The sequence below is a fragment of the Pelagicoccus enzymogenes genome, from assembly GCF_014803405.1.
Classification (GTDB): domain Bacteria; phylum Verrucomicrobiota; class Verrucomicrobiia; order Opitutales; family Opitutaceae; genus Pelagicoccus; species Pelagicoccus enzymogenes.
This window is the reverse complement of record NZ_JACYFG010000051.1, coordinates 621,657-646,388: the sequence shown is the minus strand read 5'-3', so window position 1 is coordinate 646,388 and position 24,732 is coordinate 621,657. Positions and strand designations below refer to the sequence as shown.

Below are 24,732 nucleotides of genomic sequence, written 5' to 3'. Positions count from 1 at the left end.
TCGGCTGCGCCCGCTGCCCCAGCGGGCTCCCGGGAAAACGTACCCTACTCCCACGCTCCAACCACCAAACTTTTTAAACAAAAAAACCAAATGAAATACGTACAATCCATCCTCGCGACCTCCAACAGCGTCGCTCCTCTCATAGCTCGCCTTACCTTGGCCATCGTCATCTTTCCGCATGGAGCCCAAAAGCTCCTTGGCTGGTTCGGTGGCTACGGTTTCTCCGGGACCATGGGCTACTTCACTGATTCCCTGGGTATCCCAGCCATACTTGCGTTCCTCGTCATCATCGCCGAGTCGCTGGGCGCCGTAGCTCTCTTCGCCGGAGCCCTGACCCGCATTTCCGCCTTCGGTATCGGAATTACCATGACAGTTGCCATGTTCATGGGCCACACCGCAAACGGCTTTTTCATGAACTGGTACGGAAACCAGGCAGGCGAAGGCTTTGAGTACCATCTGCTCACGATCGGCCTCGCCCTAATCGGCGTAGTATCCGGAGGAGGCGCCCTCTCAGTCGACAAAGCGATCTCCAAGTCAGCGGACTGATTCCATAAACTCACGTTCGACGCCAAAACGAAATCCCATTCCAGCCCGCTTCCGATTTTTCAAAAAAATCCGGAGCGGGCTTCTTTACGTAGAGAAAAGCGCAGCAAAGAGTGCCTCTTGATGTTTGCCATAGCGCGCTATTCAATGTAGGTTCCATCGTACCCAACAGAGCAGAACACCTCCCCCACCCCCTCCTCAACACAAGACGAGCCCATGCCTCGACCAAATTCCGATCCTAACCCTTCCTCGATCACAGAGAAACTAGGTTACGAGGCCGCCTTCTACAGTCTTCCCGATCCCGTTTTCGTCTACGATCACAGCAACCGTCGCATCGTGCTTTCAAACGAAGCAGCAGTCGCCCGCTATGGATACAGCGAAAACGAATTCCAGAAAATGGGCCCCTGGGACATCGAAGCCCCTTACATAAAAGCCGAACTCATTCCTCGCATCGACCGCTTACGCGAGCAGGGCTCCGCCGTCTATCGCACGGAGCACCGCAACAAGCGAGGCGAGACCTTTCCCGTCGAGATGCACACGATCTATCGGGAACTCGACCAGAGAGAGATCTTCATCGCCGTCTGCCGCGGGCTCACGGAGCGCCTGGACACCGAACGCCGCCTCGACAAAGCGGAAACTCACTACCGCGCCATCTTCGAGAATACCATCAGCCTCATCTGCGTCGCCGACCTCCAGACGGGCTACTACCTCGACGTCAACCCCGCCTTCGAGACCACCCTCGGCTACGACAAAGAGGAACTCCTTTCAACCCCTCTCGTGGAATTTATCCATCCCGAGGACAGAGAACGTTCGGAACGACTCGTCGAAACCTTGCTGGAAGAAAAGCAAATCCAGTACTCCTTTCAAAACCGGGTCATGCACAAAGACGGGCACTACGTTTGGCTCGATTGGAGCTCCCGCCCCCTACCGGAAAAGGGCCTCGTCTATGCCCTCGCCCAAGACATTTCCGAACGCAAGTGGTTCGAAGAGGAACTCCGAGCCCAAAACCAGAGAATGCGGCTGCACGTCGAACAAACGCCACTCGGAGTCATCGAGTGGGGACTCGACTTCCGCATTACCGAATGGAACCAAGCAGCGACTCAGATTTTCGGATACACCCGAGAGGAGGCAGTCGGACAGCCCGGTAGCATCATCATCGACCCAGAAACCCAAGAAAAGACGAAGGAGGTCTGGGCTCGGCTCGTTTCCAATAGAGGCGGCAAACGGTCCATAAACCAGAACCTGCACAAGGACGGCTCCAAACGCATTTGCGAATGGCACAACACAAGCCTCGTCGACCAACACGGCAAGATCATCGGAGTCGCCAGCCTCGTCCACGACGTCACGGAATCCCAAAGACAAAAAGAGGAACTGCAGCGAGCCAAAGTCGCCGCAGAGAAAGCCAATCAGGCGAAATCCGAATTTCTCGCCATGATGAGCCACGAGCTGAGAACCCCTCTCAACTCCATCGTGGGCCCCTGCGAATTGCTTAAACTACAAACCGATGACGATGCCAAGGCTCCCCTTGTCGATATCATGCTTGCTTCGTCCACCCACTTGCTGGAGCTGATCAACAGCATACTCGACCTCGCTAAGATCGAGAGCGGCAGCCTCGAGCCAAAGCGCGAAACTCTGGATATCGACAGTTTCTTCAGCGGGCGCCTACTCCCCCTGGCATCCAGCGCGAAGAAAAAAGGCCTGGAATATACGCTGGACAACCGCGCTCCGCGAAACAGCGCCCTAAACACCGATGGGCAACTCTTGCTGCAAGTGCTGTTCAACATAATCGGAAACGCCATAAAGTTCACCGAGTCGGGATCGATAAAGGTTAGCCTCGACTCCATCGGTAGCTCCTTGCGTATTTCAATTTCCGATACTGGCTCAGGTATCCCGAAACCAGAGCAAAAGTCTTTGTTCGAGCCATTTCGCCAAGGCCGCGATTCCTTGAGCAAGTCCCAAAGGGGGTCGGGTCTCGGGCTCGCGATCTCAAAACGCATCATCGAGCTACTCGATGGGAAGATCGAATTTGAGAGCGATACCGCTAACGGAACACGCTTCTACATCACCCTTCCTGGATTGGAGAAACCACACCCGTCCCCGGTAGAAAAGACCAAGGTTCAAGACGTTGCCCCAGCGACCCAGCCAGCGCCCTCGAAAATCCTCCTCGTCGAAGACGAACCCAACAACAAGCTCGTCACCAGCGCCATCTTGAAACACCTCCAGTGCCCGCACGACATTGCGGAAAGCGGGGAAGAAGCGATCGAGCTTTGGCAAGCCAAGCGGTATCCCATCGTCTTGATGGACGTAAAGCTACCGAAGATGGACGGAATCGAGGCCACCCGTCGAATCAAACAGCTCGCAAACGACTCTCCCGTTTGGATCGTCGCCCAAAGCGCCTACGCCCTGACTGAACAAAAGGATCGCTTTCTGGCTCAAGGCATGGACGACTATATTTCAAAGCCCATTTCAATTCCCTCCCTCAGGGCGGTACTCGAACGTGCGGACCGGCAAATCAGCAGCAAACGCTAAGGTTGTGAACCGCGCCCCCAAGCGCCGCCTCCGGGAGTACGAATCTCCAACACGCTGCCCGCGCTCAAGTTCCAACTACCGTTGCCCGGCAAGATCGTTCGAGCGCCCGTTGGATCGATCAAGATTTGCTCTCCGCAAGAACCCGGCTCGCCTTCTGCCATGCCAAAGGGAGCTTGCCTTCTTCGTTGCGTCAGCAGCGAAAGCGTTACCGCATCCAAAAAACGTATACGTTTGGTGACTCCATCGCCACCGCGATGAATCCCCTTTCCGCCGGATCCGCTACGCAAAGCGAATGATTCCACTCGCACAGGATAACGGATTTCCATGATTTCCGAATCGGTCATTGCCGTATTCGTCATATGGGTATGCACGCCACTCGCTCCTGCTCTGGTAGGAGAAGCCCCCTCACCTCCGGCTATCGTCTCATAGTAGCCGAACGAATCTGTTCCGAAAATCAAGTTGTTCATGGTAGACTGGCTACAAGCGGCTAAGCCAAAAGCCTTCAACAATACAGAAACGACCAGTTGGCTCACCTCAACGTTGCCCGCCACCACCGCAGGGCAATTTCTAGGATCCTCATCAAAAGACGGGTTCAGCATTCCTTCGAGTATCTTGATATCCACTACATCTAGGAACCCTTCGTTCAATGGAACATCCACAGCCGCAAGCAAACGCAGCACGTAGATCACAGCACTGGTAGCTATCGCCGGCGTCGCGTTGTAGTTGTCCGGCTGAACACCCGCTGTGCCGCTGAAATTGATTAACCACTTTCCTGACCCTTGCGTCGTAACTTCCACCACGACCGCCTCTCCATTGTCCAAGCTTTCTCGATACCGCCCCTTGCCAACGCAATCGGTCGCGGACAAAGCCTGCCTCAACGCTGTCGCAGCGCGTTCCTTCAATAGCGACATGTATTTCCCTACACGGCTGCAACCCTCCTTTTCCGCCAATTGCATCAAGGCAGATTGCCCTCTACGGATGGAGGCCAACTGAGCGGAAAGATCCGCCACGTTTTCATCTAGAGAACGACTCGGATAAGGCCCTTCCTTCAGGAGACGCAATAGCGGCTTCCAATCGACAGAACCTTTTGAAGCGAGCTTTAAAGGAGCAATGACAACCCCCTCCTCGGCTAGGTTCTGGGCATTGGGAGGCATGCTCCCGGGGGAGATTCCACCCAACTCCGCATGATGCGCCCGATTTGCAACGTAACCTAACAGCTTGTCTCCGGATTCTGTATACACCGGAGCCAACAAAGTCACATCTGGCAAATGCGATCCCCCGTAGGCCGGGTGATTCGTCACTACCACATCTCCAGGCTCTAGCTCCATCCGCTGCAAAACCGTGCGCAGACAGACTCCTAGGGCCCCCAAGTGAACCGGAATATGGGGCGCGTTCGCTAATAGATAACCGTCCGGATCCAGCAAGGCGCAAGAAAAGTCCTTACGATCCTTCACGTTGGTCGAAAACGCAGCCCGTTCCAACAAGGCTCCCATCTCGTCGACGATCGATAGAAAACGATTCGTAAAGAGCTCCAAGTCAACCACCTCACCCTGCGACTGACCCTTTTCCATGGTCTCGACCCTACGCAACTTCAAGGTCCCCTGATTCCCGACAGTCGCAGTCCATCCCGTATCCACGTAAACAGTACTGAAAGGATCCTGAATCACGAACGGGCCTGAAAGCGTCTGTCCCGCCTCTAGATCGCTACGAACCATATACGCTTCTGTGGGAGCCTGCTTCTCACGCGATTCTTCGAAGCATTCCTCGCCCAACCCGCTATCGCCGCTCACCGCCGCCACTCGCACCGCCACCAACTCGATCTCCAAGCCATCCGGCAAGAAACCGAATTGCTCGCGATACGCAGCTTCAAAACGCGCCCTGAGCTCACTCAATTCACCGCCCTCCAGAGTCAATATCGATTCCTGACCACGATACCGTAACTCGAAACGCGGTTCTCTCGAATCGATCTCCGCAGCATCAATGCCGTCTTCGGCTAAACAACGTTCAGCTTTCACTCGCAGCTCGCCAATCCAAGCTTCCAAGTCCTTTTCGCATTCGCCCAAATTCCGCAAAACCTGGCGACCTTCAAAGTGTTCGACTTGCGCGTGACGCAAGCCTTTGGCGCTCAGCAATCCGGCATCCGAAGGGAAAACGATCGTATCCATATCGAGAATACTCGCAACAGCGCAGGCATGCAATCCCCCTGCGCCACCGAAAGCGACTAAAACATAGTCTGCCGGATCGTAGCCTTCGCCAGTCGAAATTTTGCGAATCGCTTCCGCCATCGTTTCGTTCGCGATCGCAAGCAAGCCCTCCAGTATGGCCTCTCGGCTCATTGCTTCACCCGTCGATTCAAGGATAGACCGTTGCAATTCAAGAAGTCTCTCCTCCGCTCTCTCCAGAAATACCGGAATCCCAAACTTCGAAGCATCCAAACGCCCCAACAGTAAATTGACATCTGTAATCGCGAGGGGACCGCCCGCTCCGTAGCACGCTGGCCCGGGGTTGGCGCCCGCGCTCTGCGGCCCCACCCGCAAGGCAGATCCGTCAAACCAACAGACTGATCCCCCTCCCGCCGCCACCGTTTCGATCCTCAAGCTCGGGGCAAAGACGCGGGCTGCGCCGATCTTTTGCTCAAAGCGATAATCCAATTGACCATCGAAACGAGACACGTCCGTGCTCGTCCCTCCCATATCGAAAGCGATGCTCCGCCCCTCGCCCGCTTGTAGCCCAGAGAGCGACGATCCCACCACGCCTCCCGCTGGACCGCTCAACAGACTATCCTTTGGACGATAATTGCTGCGACTCACCAAGCCCCCCGCGCTCGTCATCACCCGCAATGCCGGAGCCCCTGTGAGCGTGCTTGTCACGCGATTCTCCACCGCATCCAAATAGCTGTCCATGATCGGCGCCAAGTAGGCGTCTACCAACGCCGTCTCCGCCCGCGGAAGCAACTTCACAAAAGGAGAAAGTTCGCTCGAAACCGACACGTATTTCGCGCCCTCCTGCCGCAAAATCTCCGCCACCCGCTTTTCGTGTTCCCCGTTGCGATAGCTGTGCAGCAAAGCAACTGAGAAACTCTCCACTCCCTCCGCCAGCGCAGACTGAGCAAATCCTCGCACCGCCCCTTCGTCTAGGCGTGCGATCTCAGAGCCGTCTGACGCTAAACGACCGCTAACCTCGAAAACGCAATTGTGCAACGGCTCCACTTTCTGGATACCGATTTCAAAAAGATCCGGCCGCTGCTGGTTGCCGATCCGCAACAAGTCACCAAATCCCTCCGTCACCAAGAACGCAGTCTTCGCGCCCTTGAGTTCCAACAAGGCATTCGTCCCGCGCGTCGTCGCCAAGCGCATTTCGAGTTCCGGCAAAGCTTGGTCCAGCCGTTTTTCCGTCAAAATCCGAACAGCGAGGACAGGAGGCTCTTCGGGCGATTGCAATTCGCACAGCTGCCCAACCTCGACTCCCAGCAGATCCGTATCCAAAGTCATCTCACAATTTCGAGGATCCCAAGCAATTACATTGGCGCGTTTGCCGGCACCGAGCGAAGCGACACTAGAGGAACACGGTGACGAAACACTCGTAACTCTAAACCCGTACCCCACATAAAAATCCTTACAAACCGGATACGCCAGTTTGACCCGTAAACGATTACCATCGATTACCTCCACTACGCTACCCCGCAAAGCCGAAGACGACAAAGTCTTCACTCGCAACTCTTCGCCTTCTGGCGACAAGGCGATGCAATCCGTAAAGGTCCCCCCCGTATCGATCCAAAATTTCCAAGACATCCCCTTCTTCTCCTTTAGCAATACGACCTAGATCAAGCTCCGGCAGGAGCTTCCCTTTCTCCCTAAACGCATCAAACAAGCAGTCATGCTGCGATACCAAAACACTGCTGCCCGATCCAGCCTGGCCTCCGCAAGGAGGCACGTAGGCAAGATCCCCAGCCAATACGAAGCAACCCAAAGCAAGCGAGAGTCCTTTCGCGCCGAAATTTCGGATACGATTCGCGGAGCGACTTCATAGTATTCCCTCACCAAGGCCTCGCCGCTTTCTTTGCCCATCAGTACCTCGTCGCGAAAACGCCGCAAGCGCTGCAATTCCCAGCTGTCGTCCGCCAATCCCATCGAGAGCACCGTCGCAGTGGTCAAGTAGCAGTCCAGCTCCTCTCCAGAGTTGCACACTCCGACCTTAGCATCTGAATACAACTCGACAGCCAACTCAGAAGCCTCCTCCACCCGCTCGTTAAATGAAAACAGGGAAAAGCGACAGCACGAGAGCTCGTTGCCAAACTCATCCATCCATACCAACTCAAACTCGCCATATTCTGCGAGCTCCTTGAGCAACTCGCAACTTTCCTGCCCTTCTACATGCAAGACGCCATACCCGATTCGCGGCGAAGCGTCCCCTTCGAAACGGAATCCTTGCAACACGGTGGGGAACGCTTTCACCCCTTGATTGTTCACCCGCACCACCATGCGAGTCTGGACAAGGTTCACCTCGGGTGCCACGTAGCGAGCCGCCACACTCAGCGACACCGCCTGCGGCCGCAAGAAGCAAGTCGAGGCGTTCCCCAAGACACTCCCGATCGTGACGCATTCGCTTTCCTCGACTCCCTCGAACTTGAAGATCATCCCTCCGATAACCACTTCCTTCTCAAACCAAGCCTCATAGTCCGCAGCATCCTCCACCTCTTCAGGGATTTCCGCTCCCGTCTGCTCCGACCATTGCTTCCAAGTCAAGGCCCCCTCGATGGGCTCTCCCTTGATCGCATGGTACATCATCTCTCCGCTCAACTTCGCGCCGTTCCCATCCTTAACGATGCTCAAGCTGCCATTGAAAAAGCTATCGCTCGCCACTCGTTCCATCGTTCGAGAGCAGGTGAAAGCCGCGTCGGACTCCTGTTGCCCCGGCAACAAGCGCGTAGCCCCCAAGGCAGCCAAAGTAGACAAAAAGTGACGGCGAGAGAAAAAGCTGCTCATGCGCACCAACTCGCAAATCTCCCCCACCCCTGCAATCCCTTTTCCCAGACCGCTCACGCCAAACAGTATCCAATAGCGGTGCCCGCTCATTTTTGAGTGGCCCTCCTTCCAGAGACCCGTTGGTCTCCCCCGCCATGAAGACTTTCGTTTATTTTGGCACCAAACCCGTCGCTCACAGCAAAGGCCTCTACTGCTATAGCCTCGACCTCGAGAGCGGCGAAATGGAACTCGTCGGCACCACGGCTGCCGAAAACTGCGCCTTCCTCAGCGTGCACCCCTCCAAACGAATCCTCTACACCCTCGCCAACGTCAAGGAAGCCGAAAAGGGCCAAAACGGCGGCCTCGCCGCCTACCGTATCAATCTCGAAACCGGCGCCCTCTCCCACATCAATACCGTGAGCTGCCCCACCGTCTCCCCCAGCCACGTGCAGGTCGACCGCATCGGAGCCAACGTATTCGGGGCCAACTACAACTCCAGCTACGCCATCACCTATCCAGTACGCGAGGACGGAGGACTGGGAGAATACAGCGACATCCAAAAATACGAAGGCAGCGGCCCCAACGAGAAACGCCAGGAATGCTCGCACCCGCACTCCGTATTCACTTCTCCTGACAACCGCTTCGCCCTCGTGAGCGACCTGGGCACCGACACCGTGCACGTCTACGAAAATGATACCCTCAATCACAAGCTCGTCCCCAGCGCCTTCGGCCACATCAAGACCGCCCCCGGAGCCGGACCGCGCCACCTCGCCTTCCACCCGAGCGGCCGCTTCGTCTACGTTTTGAACGAAATGGCTTCCACTCTCGGCGTCTACGACTACGACTCCTCCACCGGCGCCCTCCGCGAAACCCAAGTCATCGACACCCTGCCCGCCGACTACGACGAAATTCGCTGGGCCGCCGAAGTTCTGGTCTCCCCCGACGGACGTTTCGTCTACTCGTCGAATCGCGGACACGAAAGCATCGCCATCTTCTCCGTCGATCCTGCCACTGGCAAGCTCACCGCCATCGACCACGAGCCCACCCGCGGCGTGCAGCCCCGCAACTTCAACATTGACCCCACAGGCCGCTGGCTGATCGCCGCCAACATGGACAGCGACAATTGCGAACTCTTCCGCATCGACCCCGTATCAGGAAAGCTCACACACACCCGCAGCCTAGAGATCCCTGCCTGCGCCCGCGTGGCCTTCCTCTAGAAAACCGCGACCTGGTGGCGCGGCTTCTCCGAAGCCGCCCAAACGCGTCCCCAAAAACGAAAAAGGCCGAAGGCAGTTTCATCTACTCTGCCACTCTTCGTGAAGCTTAGTGCCCTTCGTGGGCAAATTCTACTCGGCGATCAAGTCCGTTTGCACCTTCCACAGGTTGGCATAATGCCCGTCGATATGGATCAGCTCGTCGTGCGTACCCGTTTCGATGATACGTCCCTGGTCCAAGACCACGATCTTGTCCGCTTTCAACACCGTCGAGAGGCGGTGAGCGATCACCAAGGTCGTGCGTTCCTTGACCAGGTTGTCCACCGCCGCCTGAATTTTCGCCTCCGTCAGAGTATCCACCGCCGACGTCGCTTCGTCCAAAATGACAAGCGGCGGATTGCGCAAGATCACACGAGCAATGGTGAGACGCTGCTTCTCCCCCATGCTCAGACGAATGCCACGTTCCCCGATCAAGGTATCCATACCGTCCGGAAGCTTGGATACGAATTCCCAGGCGCAAGCGCCTTCTAGAGCCTGAATCAAGTCAGCCTCAGAGGCATCCTCCCGAGCCAACAAAAGATTATCCCGCACCGATCCATCGAAGAGGAACGGATCCTGAGCCACCATGCCGATGTTCGAGCGTAGCGACTTCAACGAAAGATCCCGCACATCCACTCCCCCAATCGACACCGAACCCTCGCTCACGTCATAGTAGCGCTGCAGCAGGTTTGCCACCGTCGACTTGCCCGCCCCCGTGTGACCGACCAAAGCCGTCACCTTGCCTTCCGGCATGATCAGCGAAAAGTCGCTCAACAAGTTCGCCCGCTCCGAGTAGGTGAAGTCCACCGCATCGAACTGAACCTTGAGCGGAGCTGCGGGGAACGGCTTAGGCGTATCCGGATCCTGGATATCGATATCGAAGTCGAGCAAATCGAAGACACGCTCCGCCGAAGCTTTCCCCGTCGCCAGCATGTTGTTGAGCGAGGAAATCAACGTAAGTGGCTGATACAGCATGTAACAATACAGCAAAAAAGTCACCAAGTCACCGTATCCAAAATTCTCGGGTTCCGCGAAAGTGAGGTAGCCTCCGTAGCCGACCACAGCGACAGTGCCGAGGCTGACAATGAAACCATTGACCGGGCCGTGCAGCGACCAGCGAAACATGCCCTTGAGCGTGTAACGACGCAACTCCTCGCACTTCTCGTCGAAACGCGCCCGCTCGCGGTCCTTCAATGCGAAGGAATTGATCAAGCGATTTCCTTGGATGTCTTCTATAAGCAGAGAATTCAATTCTCCCGAAGCCTCTCTCACCTTGCGCCAGTTCACGCTCTGCGACTTGAAGTGAAACCGCGACAAGATGATCATCACTGGAATCGGGGCTATCATCAAAAGCGCCAGACGCGGCTCCGTGACGAACATCAAAGTCGTCACTCCCAGCAAAGTCAGCACAGCGGTGCTGCCTTGCTCCGTACCGTCAAGGATCACTCGCTCCACGTTCTGCACGTCGTCAATCACACGCGACGCAATGTCTCCGCTCTTCCGCGTATCGAAATAGCGCACCGGCAAGTTCAGCAGCTTGGAATGCAAGTCCCGTCGAATATCCACCAAGACCTTCTGCTCCAAAATGTTGTTCAAACGGATACGCAAGGAGTTAAGCACCTCCCGCATCGCGAAACAGCCCACGAGGCCCAACACCAGCATCCAATAGCCGTCCAGAGATTCGCGCGTCTCCAAGCGTTCCACAATCGTTCCCGCCACCGAGGGAAAAACCAAGTAGAAGCCCATGCTCCCGATCGCCAAGGCAATCGTACCCCAAAACATCGCCTTGTAACGGAACAAGTAGCTCGAAACTCTCCAAATCGTCTTCATAAAACCTGAACGATTGAGAGGCCCCGACGCTTCAACACAAGCCCCGAACCGTGAATTTAAACAGGAGCGTGCTTGTCACGCGATTCCTCGTCACCACTCTTCCCCCTCGAATTCGCACCACATGCAAGAGACCGACATCAACTGGGAAACCCTCGACCGCCTCCGCTCCCGCTTCCTCCAAAGCGGAGCCAACTCCGGCGTCTATTGGCAAAGCGAAGACGACCTCGCCCACTACCACGCCACCTTCGCCGCCCGCATCGGCTGGAAATGGGACAACGCCCTCGCCCTCGCTGCCCAAGCCGGTTTCCAGCTCCGCTCCCGCAGCCTCTTCGACTGGGGCTGCGGCTCCGGCATCGCCGCCCTCCGCGTCCTCGACTTCTTCGGCCCCGACGCCTTCGACAAGGTCCAGCTCTGGGACCACTCCGCCCTCGCCTGCCGCTTCGCCCAAAAAACCATCCAAGACGCCTATCCCAGCCTCGAAGTCGAAATCGCCCCCGCCCCCGCCCCCACTTCGCAATTCCCCATTCACAATTCACTAATCCTCGTCTCTCACGCCCTCAACGAGCTCGGTTACGAAGCCCAACAACAGCTCTCCGAGCAGCTGCAGAGCGCCGCCCAAATCATCTTCGTCGAGCCTGGCGACCATGCCTCCAGCCGCAAAGTCATTGCCCAACGCGAAGCCCTCCGGAACGAATTCCAAATCGAAGCCCCCTGCACCCACTGCGACGCCTGCCCTATGCTGAAGGAGGAAAACCAGCGCCACTGGTGCCACTTCTTTGGCAAGCCCCCTGTCGAAGCCTTCACCGAAGGATTCTGGTCCCGCTTCGCCCAAACCATGGAAATCGACCTCCGTAGCCTCCCCTACAGCTTCCTCGCCCTCTCCAACAAAAGCCTTCCGGCCTCAACCGATCGCCCCCAGGCCCCGGCCGCCTCCCGCCTCATCGGCCGACCCCGCCAATTCAAAGGCTACACCCGCCTGCTCAGCTGCGACGCCGCCGGCCTGCGCGACCTCGAGCTGCAAAAGCGCGACGACAAGCAGCTCTGGAAAGCCCTCAAAAAAGAGCAAAGCACCCTCTTCCGCTGGCAGGAGATAGAGGACGCAACCAACCGCCTTAAAAGCGGTGAGACTATCTAGTAGAGGGTGGAGCAAAGACTTCGAAACGTCCGTGGTCTCTTAGGGTGCGAACGATTTCGGACGATCCGTTCGTCTAAAAACGAACAATCTGTCATCAATTGATTTGTCATCTTCGGTAAATCTACCAACGGATCGTGGGTACGTATTTGATACGATCATGGAAGTACTTAATCCCCCGAGCTGTTCCAGATTCCGCCAAGCCCTTCGGCAAGCTGGTTACTTAGCTAAAATAGCCATTCTGTTTTCAATATCCTTGGCTGATTCGCGAGCTCAGGAAGTCGTGACGCAACCTGAAATTTCTCCTTCTTCAGGAAAATTCTACGACTCGGTGACAGTCAGCCTTGGCATTCACGACTCCGAGAGCTCGATACACTACACGCTCGAAACAGAGGGAGTCACTAGCAGCAGAAAAACCTATACCGGACCTTTCGATTTAGATAAATCTACCATAGTCCGAGCAATCACGAAAAGTACCAGCGGCTTGGAGAGCATCGTCTCCGAGGCCCGATTTCTGAAGATTGAGGAGCTTGAGGCTTGGAACACTATCCAAGAACTGGATACGGCCGCACTTCAAGCTAACGTCGATCTTGTCACCGCGTTTTCGGACGGTGTGCTGGCACTGAAAACGGATGGAACGGTAGTGCAGAGGCAGACCACATTCGACCGGACTCCCCAACCACCGGCAGGGCTCGGAAAGGTGGCTGAAATCGCGGCCGGTTCGCACTTCCTAGTTACCCTTAGCGAAGCAGGTAAAGTCAATACTTGGGGAAACTCTGACTATTTGGATACTTCCAAGATAACTCCTCCCGAGGGACTGGATAACGTCGTTTCGATCGTAGCAGCAGAAGATGCCGCCATAGCCCTTTTGCGCGACGGAAAGGCTAGGGCATGGGGCGGCTCTGCTCGGAACTGGTCGCTCGAACCTCCACGACACCTTGCCAACCTTATTCACATCGTGGCGGACGATGCTTTCGCCGTCGGCATTTTGGAGGACGGCAGTATCAGGGCATGGGGCAGCGGTAATTGGCGCGATGAGTCCTTGCCCAGCGGCATTGAAGGAGCCATCGACTTCGCTTTCGGCAACAACCACTCCCTAGCTCTCAAAGCGGACGGGACCGTACTGGGCTGGGGTGGCTATGCCGCGACGCCCGAATTCAAGGCTGCTGTCGGTTCCTGGACTGACATAGTCGACATAGCGGTCTCATACGACACGAGCTTCGGCCTTCGTGCGGATGGTACCATCGTAAGTTGGCCTCTCAGCAGCTCTCTCCAACCTGATTCTCGTCTAGACAAAGTCATCGCCATTGATGCCGAGCACTACGGCATCGCCGCGCAGCGTGAAGCAGCTAGCCAGCCCCATCAGCTCTCACTCTCTTTCGACGCAAGCAGGGGGCATGTCCGCCGCTCCAAACAAAAGAGCAACTTCCAAGAATCGGAGACTCTTAAACTTGTCGCGATCCCCGCCCCAGGATTTGGGTTTCACCGCTGGGAAGGCGATCTGCAATCATCAGAGAACCCACTCAATATCCGCCTAAACGAAGCACTAAACCTTCAAGCCGTTTTTCTTCCAATCCTCCTGCCCCCCTCTACCGATTTCGACGATTCGCGAAGCCAATCGAGTGGCGGCCAAATAAGCCTCACGAACCCTAACGCCTCGGGAGCGATACACTACACATTGGACGGCTCGAAACCCAGTTCCGATTCCCCTATCTACGAAAACCCGATTCCCTATGAATCATCCTTTCAGCTGAGGGCTCGTTGCGTTGCTGACGGCTTCGCTGACAGCATTGAGACGATTCGTTTCGTCGACCTCGTTAGCCTTCTCGGCTACGGCCCTCAAAACCACAGCCTTCTCGACTCCCCTCCTGGAGCCAACGGCGTCGCAATAGTCGCTGCTGGCTCGAACCACATACTCGCGCTAAAACAAGATGGAACCACCTTCGTTTGGTCAGATCGCCCACTAGAGTCGAAGGTCACTTTGACGGACGTTGTGAGCGTGGCCGCCGGGAGCGGCATTAACTACGCTCTCCATTCAGATGGGCGAGTCTCGATCTGGAGCCTCGATAGCGCCCTCTGGCAAAGCCCCGACTCCCTGCAAAACATCATATCAATCAAGGCCCAAGGAGACCACTTCATGGCCCTAAAGGAGGACGGCACGGTGCTCGCTTGGGAGGATTTTACCCGCACTCAAATCACAGTGCCCCAACTTCCCGAACCGGCCGTCGCAATCGCATGCGGCGAGCGCCGTAGCCTTGCACTTTTCGCAGATGGCCGAGTAGCCGAATGGGGCGAAGACGGACCGCTGATCATTCATGACGAACTCGGAAAAGTCGTCGCCATCGAGGCGTCCCTCGATTACTCAGTCGCTTTGCGAGAGGACGGCACCGTAAAGCCTTGGGGCCTCATCTCGACGATCGGTCCCAGTCCGAACGACATCATCGATATCAGCCTGAACTGGGCAGGAGGCTACGCTCTGAGAGCGAACGGAGATATTATCCCCTTCGGGAACTTCTATGACCTCGTTCCCATCAATGAAGATCACGACGGCGCACTCGGTTGGATCTCCGTCGGCGGAAGCTTTACCATCGCCAAACCGCTCGGACAAGGTCCTCTGAAAACGCAATTCAGCGTCCTCGCCAACCAGCAAGACCTAACGCCAATTTGCTCCTTCCAAGTCCCCGAAGGTCAACATTACTTCGTCCGCTTCAGCCGGGATCTCGAAAACTGGATCCGTCATCCGAACTATCAGGCCATGAAGCTCAGCAAGGGAACGCTCCAAACCATCTCCCCGTACGATGAGGAAGGTATCCCCATCTTCCTTCAACTCGTAACTCCCTAAGAAGCACCGCAATCCACCTCGCCATGCGAATCCCTCTCCCCCCAAAGACGTTCAGACTTATTTGCCTGATCACCTTGGCTCCCTACTTCCAGGGCCTGGCCGAAACATACCGACTCAGCGAGAACTTTGAACTCGAGTCCCGCCAAGACGCCATCCCATCGCAACTTATCGCGCTCGAGGATGGCTCCCACTTGGCCGTCGGCGGCTTCGACTCGGTCGACGGAGAATTCTCCGGCTCGCTCGCAATCCTCAGCCCGGAGGGCAACTTCGAACCCCTTTCGCTGAGTTTTCCAATCCTCGAGGCCCAAGCCGATCAAGCCGCACTCAACAGCGATGGTTCAATAAGCATCTCCTTCACCAACGTCGCCCCAGAGCTGGGGCTAAACGGGAACACCGTGATACAATTCTCCCCAAACGGCGAGCCGGTCCTTACAATCGCAAACCAACAAGGTCTCATCCTGCAGAAGGACAACCGTTTCCTTCAGATCTTCGGGGAAACAGACCCCAGCCAACCGGGAAAACAATTCACCCGGATTCAAAGGCTCGTTCGATCCGAAACGGGAGACTACGTTTTGGACGAAAGCTTCAAAGCTCCCAGAGTCGAGGGCTACTGCCGCGCCGTTCACATCCTTGCGAATGGAAAAATCCTCGCGGTCGGCGCCTTCCCCAACAGCTCTACTCTGACGACCGGAAACCTCATGCTGCTGGAGCCAAACGGCCAAGCTGCCCCGGGATTTAGCCGCTACGGCTATCGAAACGAGCAGCTCGAATACAACCAATACCACATAAGCAGCCTACCCACTGGCGAAATTTTTCTGCTATACGAAAGCGGCGACCAATATTTTCCGACTAAGATTGGTGCAGACGGAAAGCGTGACAGCTCATTCGGCGTATCAAACCAAGCTTCAGTCTACTACAAGAGCGAAGTCTTCTCTGCTGGTGACGGCGGCTACTTCGTCACCGGCGCTTGGAACCAGATCGGAAATGATTTCACGCAAGTGATAAAACTGAAAGCAGACGGCCAGATCGACGAGGCATTCAACTTTGATCCGGACGGATTATTCACCGATGATGGTCCAATCGATTACTTTTCCGCAGCCATGACGCAAAACGGCCTCCTGCTGTCCGGCCGCACTAGCTCCGATTCCAAGAAAATCGCTTTTGCCTTCCTCTCTGAAAACGGCACCCTAGCGGAAGCCCACCCAAGCAAAATTTCCATCAGCAAACCGAAAGCCGCGAGCTGGACGAACAGCGGCGAACTCTTGATGGGAGACGGCATCGCACGAATTGACGGGACCATTCGCGTATCGTTCGAACCCGTCAACAACCTCAAGCTTACTCAGCTAGCCGACGGCACTTTCACTACCGACGACTTCCTTTTCTACGACCAAAACCGTACCCGCCTACCTGTCCAACCTCACTTCGACCCTTCATTGTGGTTCCGGGCTCAAATGCCAAATGGAGAATGGCTTGCCGAGCAGCGAGCAAGCAAATGGGGACAGGAGATCGGCGTCGTCAAACTCCTCCCTCATGGCAGCGTAGACGAATCCTTCCCCACCCTCGATCCGGACACCGCCATTCTCTGCGTCACGAAACAACATATCTACTACACTCTTGGAAAATGGGCAAATATCCCAAGAGAAGTCCGTCGTATGTCTCACTTGGGAGCTCCAGACCCGGACTTCTCGATTCCAAACCTCTACGGAAATCTCGCGTTCATGAAGGTAGTCGGCGACTGGCTGTATTTCCCCAGCCTCACCATAGGCGATAACCAAATCGCCAAACCCCTCGGCGCTAGATTTTCAATCAACGGCGAACTGGACCAGAACTACGCTCCGGAGAAGTTCATCGAACGGCCCTACCAAAGTGCAAATACCTGGCCTAGCCAAAGCGCAAACCGCTACGCGGATGACGGTTCGACTGTGATATTTGGATACAAAATAGATCAGCCAAGCGAATCAGGAAGCGAGCGGCTATGGCATGTCTCACCTGAAGGTGTGGTCACCGAAGTTGATGACCGATTTAAATGGAAAAACACAGAAGTAGACATAGCACCAAATGGAGACCTCTATTTGGCCGGCACAGCCCTCACTCCAATCGGCCCTCTACCGACCTCCGCAAGATATACTCGTTCCCCAGCAAGCTTCTCCACTCCTTTCAAGAAACGAGTTTCCTTCTCTGAAGGTCCTGTCTCTCTCGAGGTCACTATCGTCGATTTTTTGCCCGACTCCATCGTCTGGCTAAAAGATGGAACAGAAATCCCGGGAGCAAACGCCCCCCAACTCGACTTCGACCACTTGGACGCGTCACATGCAGGCACCTATCAAATTCGTATCCAAAGTGTAGATACAACTATCACAAGCAACCCAATTCGCCTACTACCGCCCAAAGCTCCGCATTTCCTCACTCATCCCCACGACAGCGACGCAAGCTCCTTCGGGAGCCTAATTCTGAAAGCAAGCGTTGACGGAGCACCCTACCCAGAGCTCCAATGGTACGTCGACGGTTTGCCCATCGAGGGCGCCAATACTCCCGTCCTCGAATTCGATGAAATCGGACTGCAGGACATCGGTACCTACCGTCTAAGATCAAAAAATTCTATCGGAACCCAATGGTCTAAGCCCGCAATCGTCTCGGTGAATGACATCGTTCCACAAATCGAAAAGAAATTCGACGTCGGACGCGAAAGCCCGCTCTACGCTTCATCAATCATCCCTTCTCCAAATGGCGGATACTACATCCAATCGCTGGAGGACTCCCTGCCTCCCATCCGCAAGATTAGGACAGACTACGTGAATGAAGAGGGGGAGATGACAATTGACTGGAGTAAGGATCGCATTCCCGCCGGATACGACAGCCTCAACTTCTGCCCCTTCACAGGAACCCATTTCGCTCTCCTGACAGAATTTGTTCCTGGAGGATCGGGCGACACAATCACCCACTTCACCCGCCTCACCCCTCAAGGAATGCCTGACACCGCGTTCGGCGTTCACCGTTTCGATAGCAACATGTATTCTGTTATCGCTTTCCGCCAATGGCCAGATGGCAATGTCTGGGTCGACGATGGCAGCACTGCACTCGAAATATCAAACTCAGGCACGGTGACCCCACTGCCGAGAATTGAACAGTTCGTAGGTGGCATGCCTCCCTGGACCTTTATTCATCCTCTGAGCATGAGGATCGCCGACGACACTTATACACTCACCCGGCCCAATACTCATTGGCTCATCCGCCTCGGAGCCGATGGGAAGAGCCTCCCTGGTTCAGACATCATCGATATCGGCTACTCTCCCTTAGTTACTCAAATCCTTGGCATCTGGGCAAACGGTACTCAACTCAAGCACGACCCTGTTGCTCAAACTCTGAGTGGAAGCACATTCGAGGGCGAGGAGCTCTGGAATCTCAATATCACAGGATGGACCATTCCTACCAATAACATCTTTGCTGTTAAGAGTGCAGATGGCACTCGCCTCTCCATCATAGCCCACGCGGAACTCGATCCAAAGTCCGCTCGCATCTTCTGGGTCGAGTCCGATGGCACTAATAATTTTCACGACTCGAAAACCTTCGATGGGCTCCACAGTTACCGGCAAATCGTTGGACTTAAAAACAACGCCTTCGCCCTTCACGGACTCGCCGACCCACAAGGAACCAAGGAAAGAGTTGTATTCATTAATTCTGACAGCAACCCATCCGAGCCCACAAAACTCGTCCGCCTAGAGACTGCCTACTTGGGTGAACCTACCGCCGCTCTCGATGGTCAAAACCTGTTCCTTCCTATCACTGGAGAACACGTCGACGGAACCCTAACAGGACCGATCCTCAAGTTGGATGCCGCCGGAAACATCGATTCATCATATTTCGCATCCTTGCCAGAAAGCGCTCTACCCGCGACAAAAGCGCTTTGCCCGCTTCCTCAAGGATACCTCGCTGTGCTCCGCGGAGAAAACTACGGCTACGAGTACGAATTACACGTCCTCGACCCAGTCGGAAACCCAGTCAGTTACCGAGATCTCGGCACCATCTATCAATCTCCGCCAAAACTCATCTATCATCCGTATTCAAATACCGGATTCCTCGTGGTCTCCATCGAGCCTAACTCCGGCGAATCCGTTCGCTTTGACCGCTACCTCATCGACGGAACCCTCGATCCCGACTACCAGCACGGGGTAAAGAAAGTCCAAAACAACTACACCATGGTTACCAGCGACAGCCTTGGCAGAGTCTACCTCTACCGTCGACAATTCAACCAAACTCCTGCGGCGGTGATCAGAGTAAATGCCAACGGAGAAGTAGACAATTCCTTCACCCTCGATCCAAGCTTGAGCCAAATCGAGGCCATAGCCATCGACAGGAGCGACCGACTTCTCATAGCAGGAACTCAATTGCTAAGACTCTCAAATAATGGAGCTATTGCCCCAGGCTTCGCGGTGCAAATAGATGCGATATCGGCGAGTGATCAATTCGGAGCGCTGCCGAATGGAGACGTCATCGTAAGAAATAAACGCTTCGACCAAAACGGAGTCTTTGTAAGAAGTTATGGAGTCTCCAGCCGTACTCTCTCAGGGACTTTGTTCAACGAACGAGTCGCCACTGTCACTTACGACCCTCAAACGAACCAATCCTCCCTGCATCTCATCAGCTTATCTGGACCACCGAAAATCCAGAATCAGCCAAGAGGCCAGTCCGTACCGATCGGTTTTCCGCTCACCTTCGCGATCAATGCTAGCGAAAAACCGGGGCTAAACTACCAATGGACCCACAACGGTAACCTTATCCCTCAAGAAACCAGCAGCCGCCTGAGCTTTAATTCTGTTCACGCCGAAAACGCGGGATCCTATCAAGTAACCGTTTCATGGGATGAAGGAAGTCTCACGCTACCAGAATTCGAACTCATCACTACGACGGCGACTCCCTATGGCCAAAACGTTCCCCCTCTGAGCTTTCAACTTACGGAAGCAGGAATCGAGTACAGCTGGGTAAACGAGATCGAACAATCGTTTGAGCTCGTCATTTCTGAAGACCTGAAGGCCTGGCAAATTGCCCCATTCCCAAGTTCGGCTGAACAAAGAACCCAGAAGGCCATTGCCCAATTCAAAGACCTCCCACCTAACTTTTTCGTAAAACTTTGGATCAGCCCATAAAAATCGGTAACCCGAACCCGAGCAAATGAGTAGTCACGGACCAGAACCAACCACCTGGCCATGAATACAAAACTCATATCACTACCACTCGTCGCCGCTGCCCTGATCGCCACCAACACCGCCACCGCGGCCGACGAAGTCCAGCATCACAGCCTCGACGGAATCACCAAAGTCGACTTCTACATTTCCAAGTCCAATGTCGCCTTGATCGGTTCCGACCGCAGCGACCTCGAACTCGAACTCGAAAAACCGCTCACCGGATTCGACGACAGCAAGGTCACCCAATCCACGACTCGCGAAGGCGACACCCTCCTCATCAAGATCGAGTTCGAAAAAGACAATGGGTCCTGGTTCTCTTGGGGCGACAAAACCAAGGGCTACAAGCAAGCCACTCTCCACCTCCCCGCCGATCTTATCGCCAAGGTCCGCACCTCCGGCGGAAACGTTACCGCCGAGGGCATGACGTCCGCGCTCAACCTCAAAACCTCGGGAGGAAACATCGACGCCTCGGACATTTCAGGCCCGCTAGAAATAAAAACCTCAGGCGGAAACATCCGGCTCCGACAAATTCAAGGCGACACCCACGCCCACACCTCCGGAGGAAACATTAACGTCGAAGGCCTCGTCGGCGCTGTCGATCTGCACACTTCCGGCGGAAACATCAAAATAGAGGGAGCGATCTCTGCCCTCAAGGCCCACACCTCTGGCGGCCACATAAGCGCCAACCTGCAAAGCGCCCTGCTCGAGCCCATGGAGCTCGGAACCTCCGGCGGAAACGTCAGCGCCACCCTACAGGCCGGTATGCAAGCCCCAGCCGAACTTCGTACCTCTGGCGGCAGCGTCAGCATCTCACTTCCCCACAACCAAGCCTTCCAAGTCTACGCCAAGTCAAACGGCGGTGGCGTTTCCTTCAGCCACGGCGGCAGCTTCCAAGGGACTCTCGACAAGAAAAAGATCGAGGGCGACGTCAACGGCGGCGGCCCTCTCGTAAAGCTCACCACCAGCGGCGGTCGCGTAACCATCGCCGAAATCTAGGGCCGCTTTCGCAGCCCATCCTCCGTGGTGGGACGGCCGCTCCGCGGGCGTCAAACACAGTCCTCAATCCCCAACCCAATTTTCTAGTACGGTCAAAAAAAGACATCGCCGGCTCCGCCCGGCAGATGGTAGGAGGGAAGCCCGCATCGCTACGATGCGGGCTTTTTCTCTTTTTCCTTCGTGCAACTTCAGGAACTTCATGGGAGAAGAAAAAAACGACACGCGAAACAACAACCCAAGCAACCAACAACTCCTCCCCTTTTTCTAAATGTCTCCCATAGCAAGTCGCACCTCACAACAACAAGACCGTTGTGGGAGCGCGCTTGTCACGCGATGATTCGCGTCAATACAAATGGAAAACCTTCAATCCAGCTCCCCTCCGCCTCCCGAGCCCCCTCTCGAAGTCTTGTATCGAGACGAGCGATACATCGCCATCCATAAGCCCTCCGGCCTGCTGGTACACCGCAGCCCCATCGACAGACGCGAAACCCGCTTCGCCATCCAACTCCTGCGCGATCAAATCGGCCAACACGTCTACCCCGCCCACCGCATCGACCGCCCCACCTCCGGTATCCTCCTCTTCGGCCTCGACGAAGAAGCAGGCACCGCCCTCTCCGTCTACTTCCAAGAGCGAAAAGTCAAAAAGACCTACCAAGCGGTCGTGCGTGGCCACCTTCCCGAAAGCGGAAGCATTGACTCCCCCCTGCACAAATACGAAGACCAGGACGGCCACAAGAAAAGCGCCCAAACGCAAGAAGCGCTCACCGCCTACCAGCGCCTCGCCACCACCGAACTTCCGTATCCAACAGAACGCTACGACACCACGCGCTACTCCCTCGTCGAACTCTATCCCCACACCGGTCGACGCCACCAAATCCGCCGTCACCTCGCCCACATCCGCTACCCCATCATCGGCGATACCCGACACGGCTGCAACAAAGCCAACAAACACGCTCGCACCCACTTCAACATCCACCGCCTCCTCCTCGCCGCCACACAGGTCGAGTTCGAACACCCATTCGACGACAAAACCGTCACCATCACCTGCCCCCTAGAAGCAAGCTTCCAATCCGCCTTGGAACAAATCAATCTCTAGAAAATTGAAATGAGAGAAGCCCGACTCACCATCGCCTTCGACGCCGACGACACGCTTTGGCACAACGAGAACCTCTTCGAGGAACACCATCGCAAGTACTGCCAGCTGCTCGCCGAATACCACGACGCAGAAACCGTAGAGAGCACCCTCTTTCGCACCGAAATGCGAAATCTCGAACTCTACGGATACGGAGTCAAAAGCTTCACCCTTTCCAGTATCGAGACCGCCATCAAACTCACCGACGGCGCCATTCCCGCCGAAGAACTCCGCCGCATTATCGACTTCGGCAAAGACATGCTCGCCCACCCCGTCGAACTCATCGAAGGAGCCGCCGAAGCCGTCGAAGCCCTCAGCCGCCAACACGAGCTCATTCTCATAACCAAAGGCGACCTGCGCGACCAGGAACGCAAAATCGCCAAGTCCGGCCTCGCTCCGTACTTCAAGCACATCGAAGTCGTATCCAACAAGAACAACGAAGACTACGCCCGCCTCTTCCGCCAACACCTCATCGACCCTCAATCTCTCGTCATGGTCGGCAATTCCCTCAAGTCCGACATCCTCCCCATCCTCGAATTGGGCGGAACCGGAGTGCACATTCCCTACCACCTTACTTGGGAGCACGAACGCGTAGAAGCCGCTCCCAAACACCACTCGAAGTTCCACGAAATCGCATCCATAAAACAACTACAAGATCTCATCGCTTCTCTGTAGGAGCGACCTTGGTCGCGAATATCGATGCACCTTCTCCCACAGCCCAAATCAACCACTCCCCTGGAAGGCTCCCTAGTTGACAGCCCTTCCGATCCTAGCGTCCAAATATCCTCTTCCGCTCCAAAAAACGGATACCGCCTTACAATTAGCCCCAATAGCATCGCAATCTCGGCCGCCAGCGAAGAAGCCGCCTTTTACGCGAAAGCCACCCTCGCCCAAATCCTTGTTCAGCATCCTCAAGGCGTCCTCCCTTGCCTCGAAATCGAAGACTGGCCCGACTTAGAAGTCCGTGGCTACATGCTCGACATCTCCCGCTGCAAGGTCCCTACCCAAGCCTCGCTCTACGAACTGGTCGACCTCCTGGCCTCCCTCAAGTACAACCAGCTGCAACTCTACACCGAACATACCTTCGCCTACCGCGATCACGAGCGCGTCTGGGCAAACGCCTCTCCGCTCTCACCCGAAGACATCCTAGACCTCGACGCTTATTGCCGCGAACGCTTCATCGAACTCGTTCCCAACCAGAACAGCTTCGGCCACATGGAGCGATGGCTGCGTCACCCGGAATACCACCACCTCGCCGAAAGCCCGGACGGCTTCGAACACCCCATCTCCGGCTGGAAAAAATACGGCAGCACCCTCAAGCCCACGCCCGAGTCCGCCGATTTCGTCGACTCGCTTTTCGCCGAGCTCCTGCCAAATTTCACAAGTAAAAACGTGAACGTAGGCGGCGACGAGCCTTGGGAACTCGGGCAAGGCTACTCAAAGTCTGCCGTCGAAGCGCAGGGCAAAACCCGCGTCTACCTCGAGCACCTCCTGCGTATCCAAAAAAAGGTACAAGCCCGCGGCTACCGCATGCAGTTCTGGGGAGACATTATCATCAATCAGCCCGAGCTCGCCGCAGAACTTGGTCCCGACATCACCGCCCTGCTCTGGGGCTACGAGGTCAACCACCCTTTCGAAGCCCACTGCCAAGCCATGCATGCCGCCGGAGCGAAGTTCGTAGTCGTCCCCGGAACCTCCACCTGGAACAGTATCGGCGGACGCCTCTACACCGCATTGCCCAACATCGACCAAGCCGCCGAAAACGCTCACCGCCATTGCGCCGCCGGCCTGCTCCTGACCGACTGGGGCGACAACGGCCACCACCAATCCCACTTGCTCAGCGTCCTTCCCATTTTGCAAGCCGCCGAGCGAGCCTGGAATTGCAACGCCGAAACCACGCCTTCGTTGAAGGATGCTGCGGTCAAACTGATCCCCGAACCGCTATCGGATTCTGAATACGCCTCAGTCGTTGCCTTAAGCGACATCGCAAATGGTTTCTCGACCTACTTACATAATCAAAGCTGGTTGAACAAAATCCTCTTCGCCACTGCCGAGACCTACTCGAAACTCGCCAGCCAGCTCGATAAAGGCGAACTGGAACGCGCCCATGCTGCCCTCAACCAATCAGCAGCAAGCGGAGAAATCGAGCTCGCCCGCGAACTTCTCGCCTACGCAGCTCGCAAGGGCTTGTCTCTTCTAAAAGGTCAATTACCGCCCTCCTTGCCACTTGAAGCGATTGAGAGATTCAAAACATTTTGGCTGACGCGAAACCGACCGGGGGGCTTGGAGGAAAGCGTCTCCCATTTCCCCACCGCTTGAGCCTTCGCC

The 24,732-nt window shown here is 55.7% G+C and carries 14 protein-coding genes; 11 read left to right on the top strand and 3 right to left on the bottom strand.

Annotated features, from left to right (window positions below; genetic code table 11):
* Nucleotides 1-90 precede the first annotated feature (90 nt).
* Nucleotides 91-546 carry a DoxX family protein gene (locus IEN85_RS21505; RefSeq protein WP_191619159.1) on the top strand — a complete coding sequence of 152 codons (456 nt, stop codon included), beginning with the start codon at nt 91-93 and terminating at the stop codon, nt 544-546.
* 213 nt (nt 547-759) lie between these two features.
* Complete coding sequence (locus IEN85_RS21500) at nt 760-3,072, top strand: PAS domain S-box protein (RefSeq protein WP_191619158.1); 2,313 nt, start codon at nt 760-762, stop codon at nt 3,070-3,072.
* Here the strand turns inward: IEN85_RS21500 and IEN85_RS21495 are convergent.
* Complete coding sequence (locus IEN85_RS21495; RefSeq protein WP_224772766.1) at nt 3,069-6,563, bottom strand: hydantoinase B/oxoprolinase family protein; 3,495 nt, start codon at nt 6,561-6,563, stop codon at nt 3,069-3,071. The genes IEN85_RS21500 and IEN85_RS21495 overlap by 4 nt on opposite strands.
* Before the next feature lie 145 nt (nt 6,564-6,708).
* Between IEN85_RS21495 and IEN85_RS24540 the strand changes: the two genes are divergently transcribed.
* Nucleotides 6,709-6,894, top strand: a complete 186-nt coding sequence (locus tag IEN85_RS24540; protein ID WP_224772765.1) for a hypothetical protein — start codon at nt 6,709-6,711, stop codon at nt 6,892-6,894.
* On the opposite strand, the gene IEN85_RS21490 is transcribed toward IEN85_RS24540, so the two are convergent.
* Nucleotides 6,891-8,147, bottom strand: coding sequence for a CFI-box-CTERM domain-containing protein (locus IEN85_RS21490; RefSeq protein ID WP_191619156.1), 1,257 nt, complete (start codon nt 8,145-8,147; stop codon nt 6,891-6,893). The two genes, IEN85_RS24540 and IEN85_RS21490, sit on opposite strands and share 4 nt — an antisense overlap.
* A 44-nt stretch (nt 8,148-8,191) precedes the next feature.
* Here IEN85_RS21490 and IEN85_RS21485 point away from each other — a divergent pair, with 44 nt between their 5' ends.
* Nucleotides 8,192-9,253, top strand: a complete 1,062-nt coding sequence (locus IEN85_RS21485; protein WP_191619155.1) for a lactonase family protein — start codon at nt 8,192-8,194, stop codon at nt 9,251-9,253.
* Between the two features lie 129 nt (nt 9,254-9,382).
* Here the strand turns inward: IEN85_RS21485 and IEN85_RS21480 are convergent, their stop codons facing one another.
* The gene (locus IEN85_RS21480; protein WP_191619154.1) at nt 9,383-11,119 is read right to left on the bottom strand and encodes an ABC transporter ATP-binding protein; all 1,737 of its coding nucleotides are present in this window, start codon (nt 11,117-11,119) and stop codon (nt 9,383-9,385) included.
* Nucleotides 11,120-11,240: 121 nt separating this feature from the next.
* Between IEN85_RS21480 and IEN85_RS21475 the strand changes: the two genes are divergently transcribed.
* From IEN85_RS21475 to IEN85_RS21445, 7 genes are all read left to right on the top strand, one after another.
* Entirely contained in the window at nt 11,241-12,254 is a 1,014-nt protein-coding gene (locus IEN85_RS21475; protein ID WP_191619153.1) for a small ribosomal subunit Rsm22 family protein, read from the top strand.
* A gap of 253 nt (nt 12,255-12,507) precedes the next feature.
* Entirely contained in the window at nt 12,508-15,093 is a 2,586-nt protein-coding gene (locus tag IEN85_RS21470; RefSeq protein ID WP_191619152.1) for a chitobiase/beta-hexosaminidase C-terminal domain-containing protein, read from the top strand.
* 23 nt (nt 15,094-15,116) lie between these two features.
* Entirely contained in the window at nt 15,117-20,237 is a 5,121-nt protein-coding gene (locus IEN85_RS21465) for an immunoglobulin domain-containing protein (RefSeq protein WP_191619151.1), read from the top strand.
* 60 nt (nt 20,238-20,297) lie between these two features.
* Nucleotides 20,298-21,272, top strand: a complete 975-nt coding sequence (locus tag IEN85_RS21460; RefSeq protein WP_191619150.1) for a DUF4097 family beta strand repeat-containing protein — start codon at nt 20,298-20,300, stop codon at nt 21,270-21,272.
* Nucleotides 21,273-21,624: 352 nt separating this feature from the next.
* Nucleotides 21,625-22,368 (top strand): pseudouridine synthase, encoded by a 744-nt coding sequence (locus IEN85_RS21455; RefSeq protein WP_191619149.1) that lies wholly within the window; start codon nt 21,625-21,627, stop codon nt 22,366-22,368.
* Between the two features lie 9 nt (nt 22,369-22,377).
* Nucleotides 22,378-23,079: an HAD family hydrolase gene (locus tag IEN85_RS21450; protein ID WP_191619148.1), complete on the top strand. Its 702-nt coding sequence runs from the start codon at nt 22,378-22,380 to the stop codon at nt 23,077-23,079.
* Nucleotides 23,080-23,103: 24 nt separating this feature from the next.
* Nucleotides 23,104-24,723, top strand: a complete 1,620-nt coding sequence (locus IEN85_RS21445; protein WP_191619147.1) for a beta-N-acetylhexosaminidase — start codon at nt 23,104-23,106, stop codon at nt 24,721-24,723.
* The last annotated feature ends 9 nt before the right edge of the window (nt 24,724-24,732 follow it).

What these genes read in the sequence shown, in the direction of transcription:
- IEN85_RS21445 (WP_191619147.1), top strand. Translation starts at nt 23,104, where the DNA reads ATGCACCTTCTCCCACAGCCCAAATCAACCACTCCCCTGGAAGGCTCC.
- IEN85_RS21500 (WP_191619158.1), top strand. Translation starts at nt 760, where the DNA reads ATGCCTCGACCAAATTCCGATCCTAACCCTTCCTCGATCACAGAGAAA.
- IEN85_RS21480 (WP_191619154.1), bottom strand. Translation starts at nt 11,119, where the DNA reads ATGAAGACGATTTGGAGAGTTTCGAGCTACTTGTTCCGTTACAAGGCG.
- IEN85_RS21490 (WP_191619156.1), bottom strand. Translation starts at nt 8,147, where the DNA reads ATGAGCGGGCACCGCTATTGGATACTGTTTGGCGTGAGCGGTCTGGGA.
- IEN85_RS21465 (WP_191619151.1), top strand. Translation starts at nt 15,117, where the DNA reads ATGCGAATCCCTCTCCCCCCAAAGACGTTCAGACTTATTTGCCTGATC.
- IEN85_RS21495 (WP_224772766.1), bottom strand. Translation starts at nt 6,563, where the DNA reads ATGACTTTGGATACGGATCTGCTGGGAGTCGAGGTTGGGCAGCTGTGC.
- IEN85_RS21450 (WP_191619148.1), top strand. Translation starts at nt 22,378, where the DNA reads ATGAGAGAAGCCCGACTCACCATCGCCTTCGACGCCGACGACACGCTT.
- IEN85_RS21485 (WP_191619155.1), top strand. Translation starts at nt 8,192, where the DNA reads ATGAAGACTTTCGTTTATTTTGGCACCAAACCCGTCGCTCACAGCAAA.
- IEN85_RS21455 (WP_191619149.1), top strand. Translation starts at nt 21,625, where the DNA reads ATGGAAAACCTTCAATCCAGCTCCCCTCCGCCTCCCGAGCCCCCTCTC.
- IEN85_RS21475 (WP_191619153.1), top strand. Translation starts at nt 11,241, where the DNA reads ATGCAAGAGACCGACATCAACTGGGAAACCCTCGACCGCCTCCGCTCC.
- IEN85_RS21505 (WP_191619159.1), top strand. Translation starts at nt 91, where the DNA reads ATGAAATACGTACAATCCATCCTCGCGACCTCCAACAGCGTCGCTCCT.
- IEN85_RS21460 (WP_191619150.1), top strand. Translation starts at nt 20,298, where the DNA reads ATGAATACAAAACTCATATCACTACCACTCGTCGCCGCTGCCCTGATC.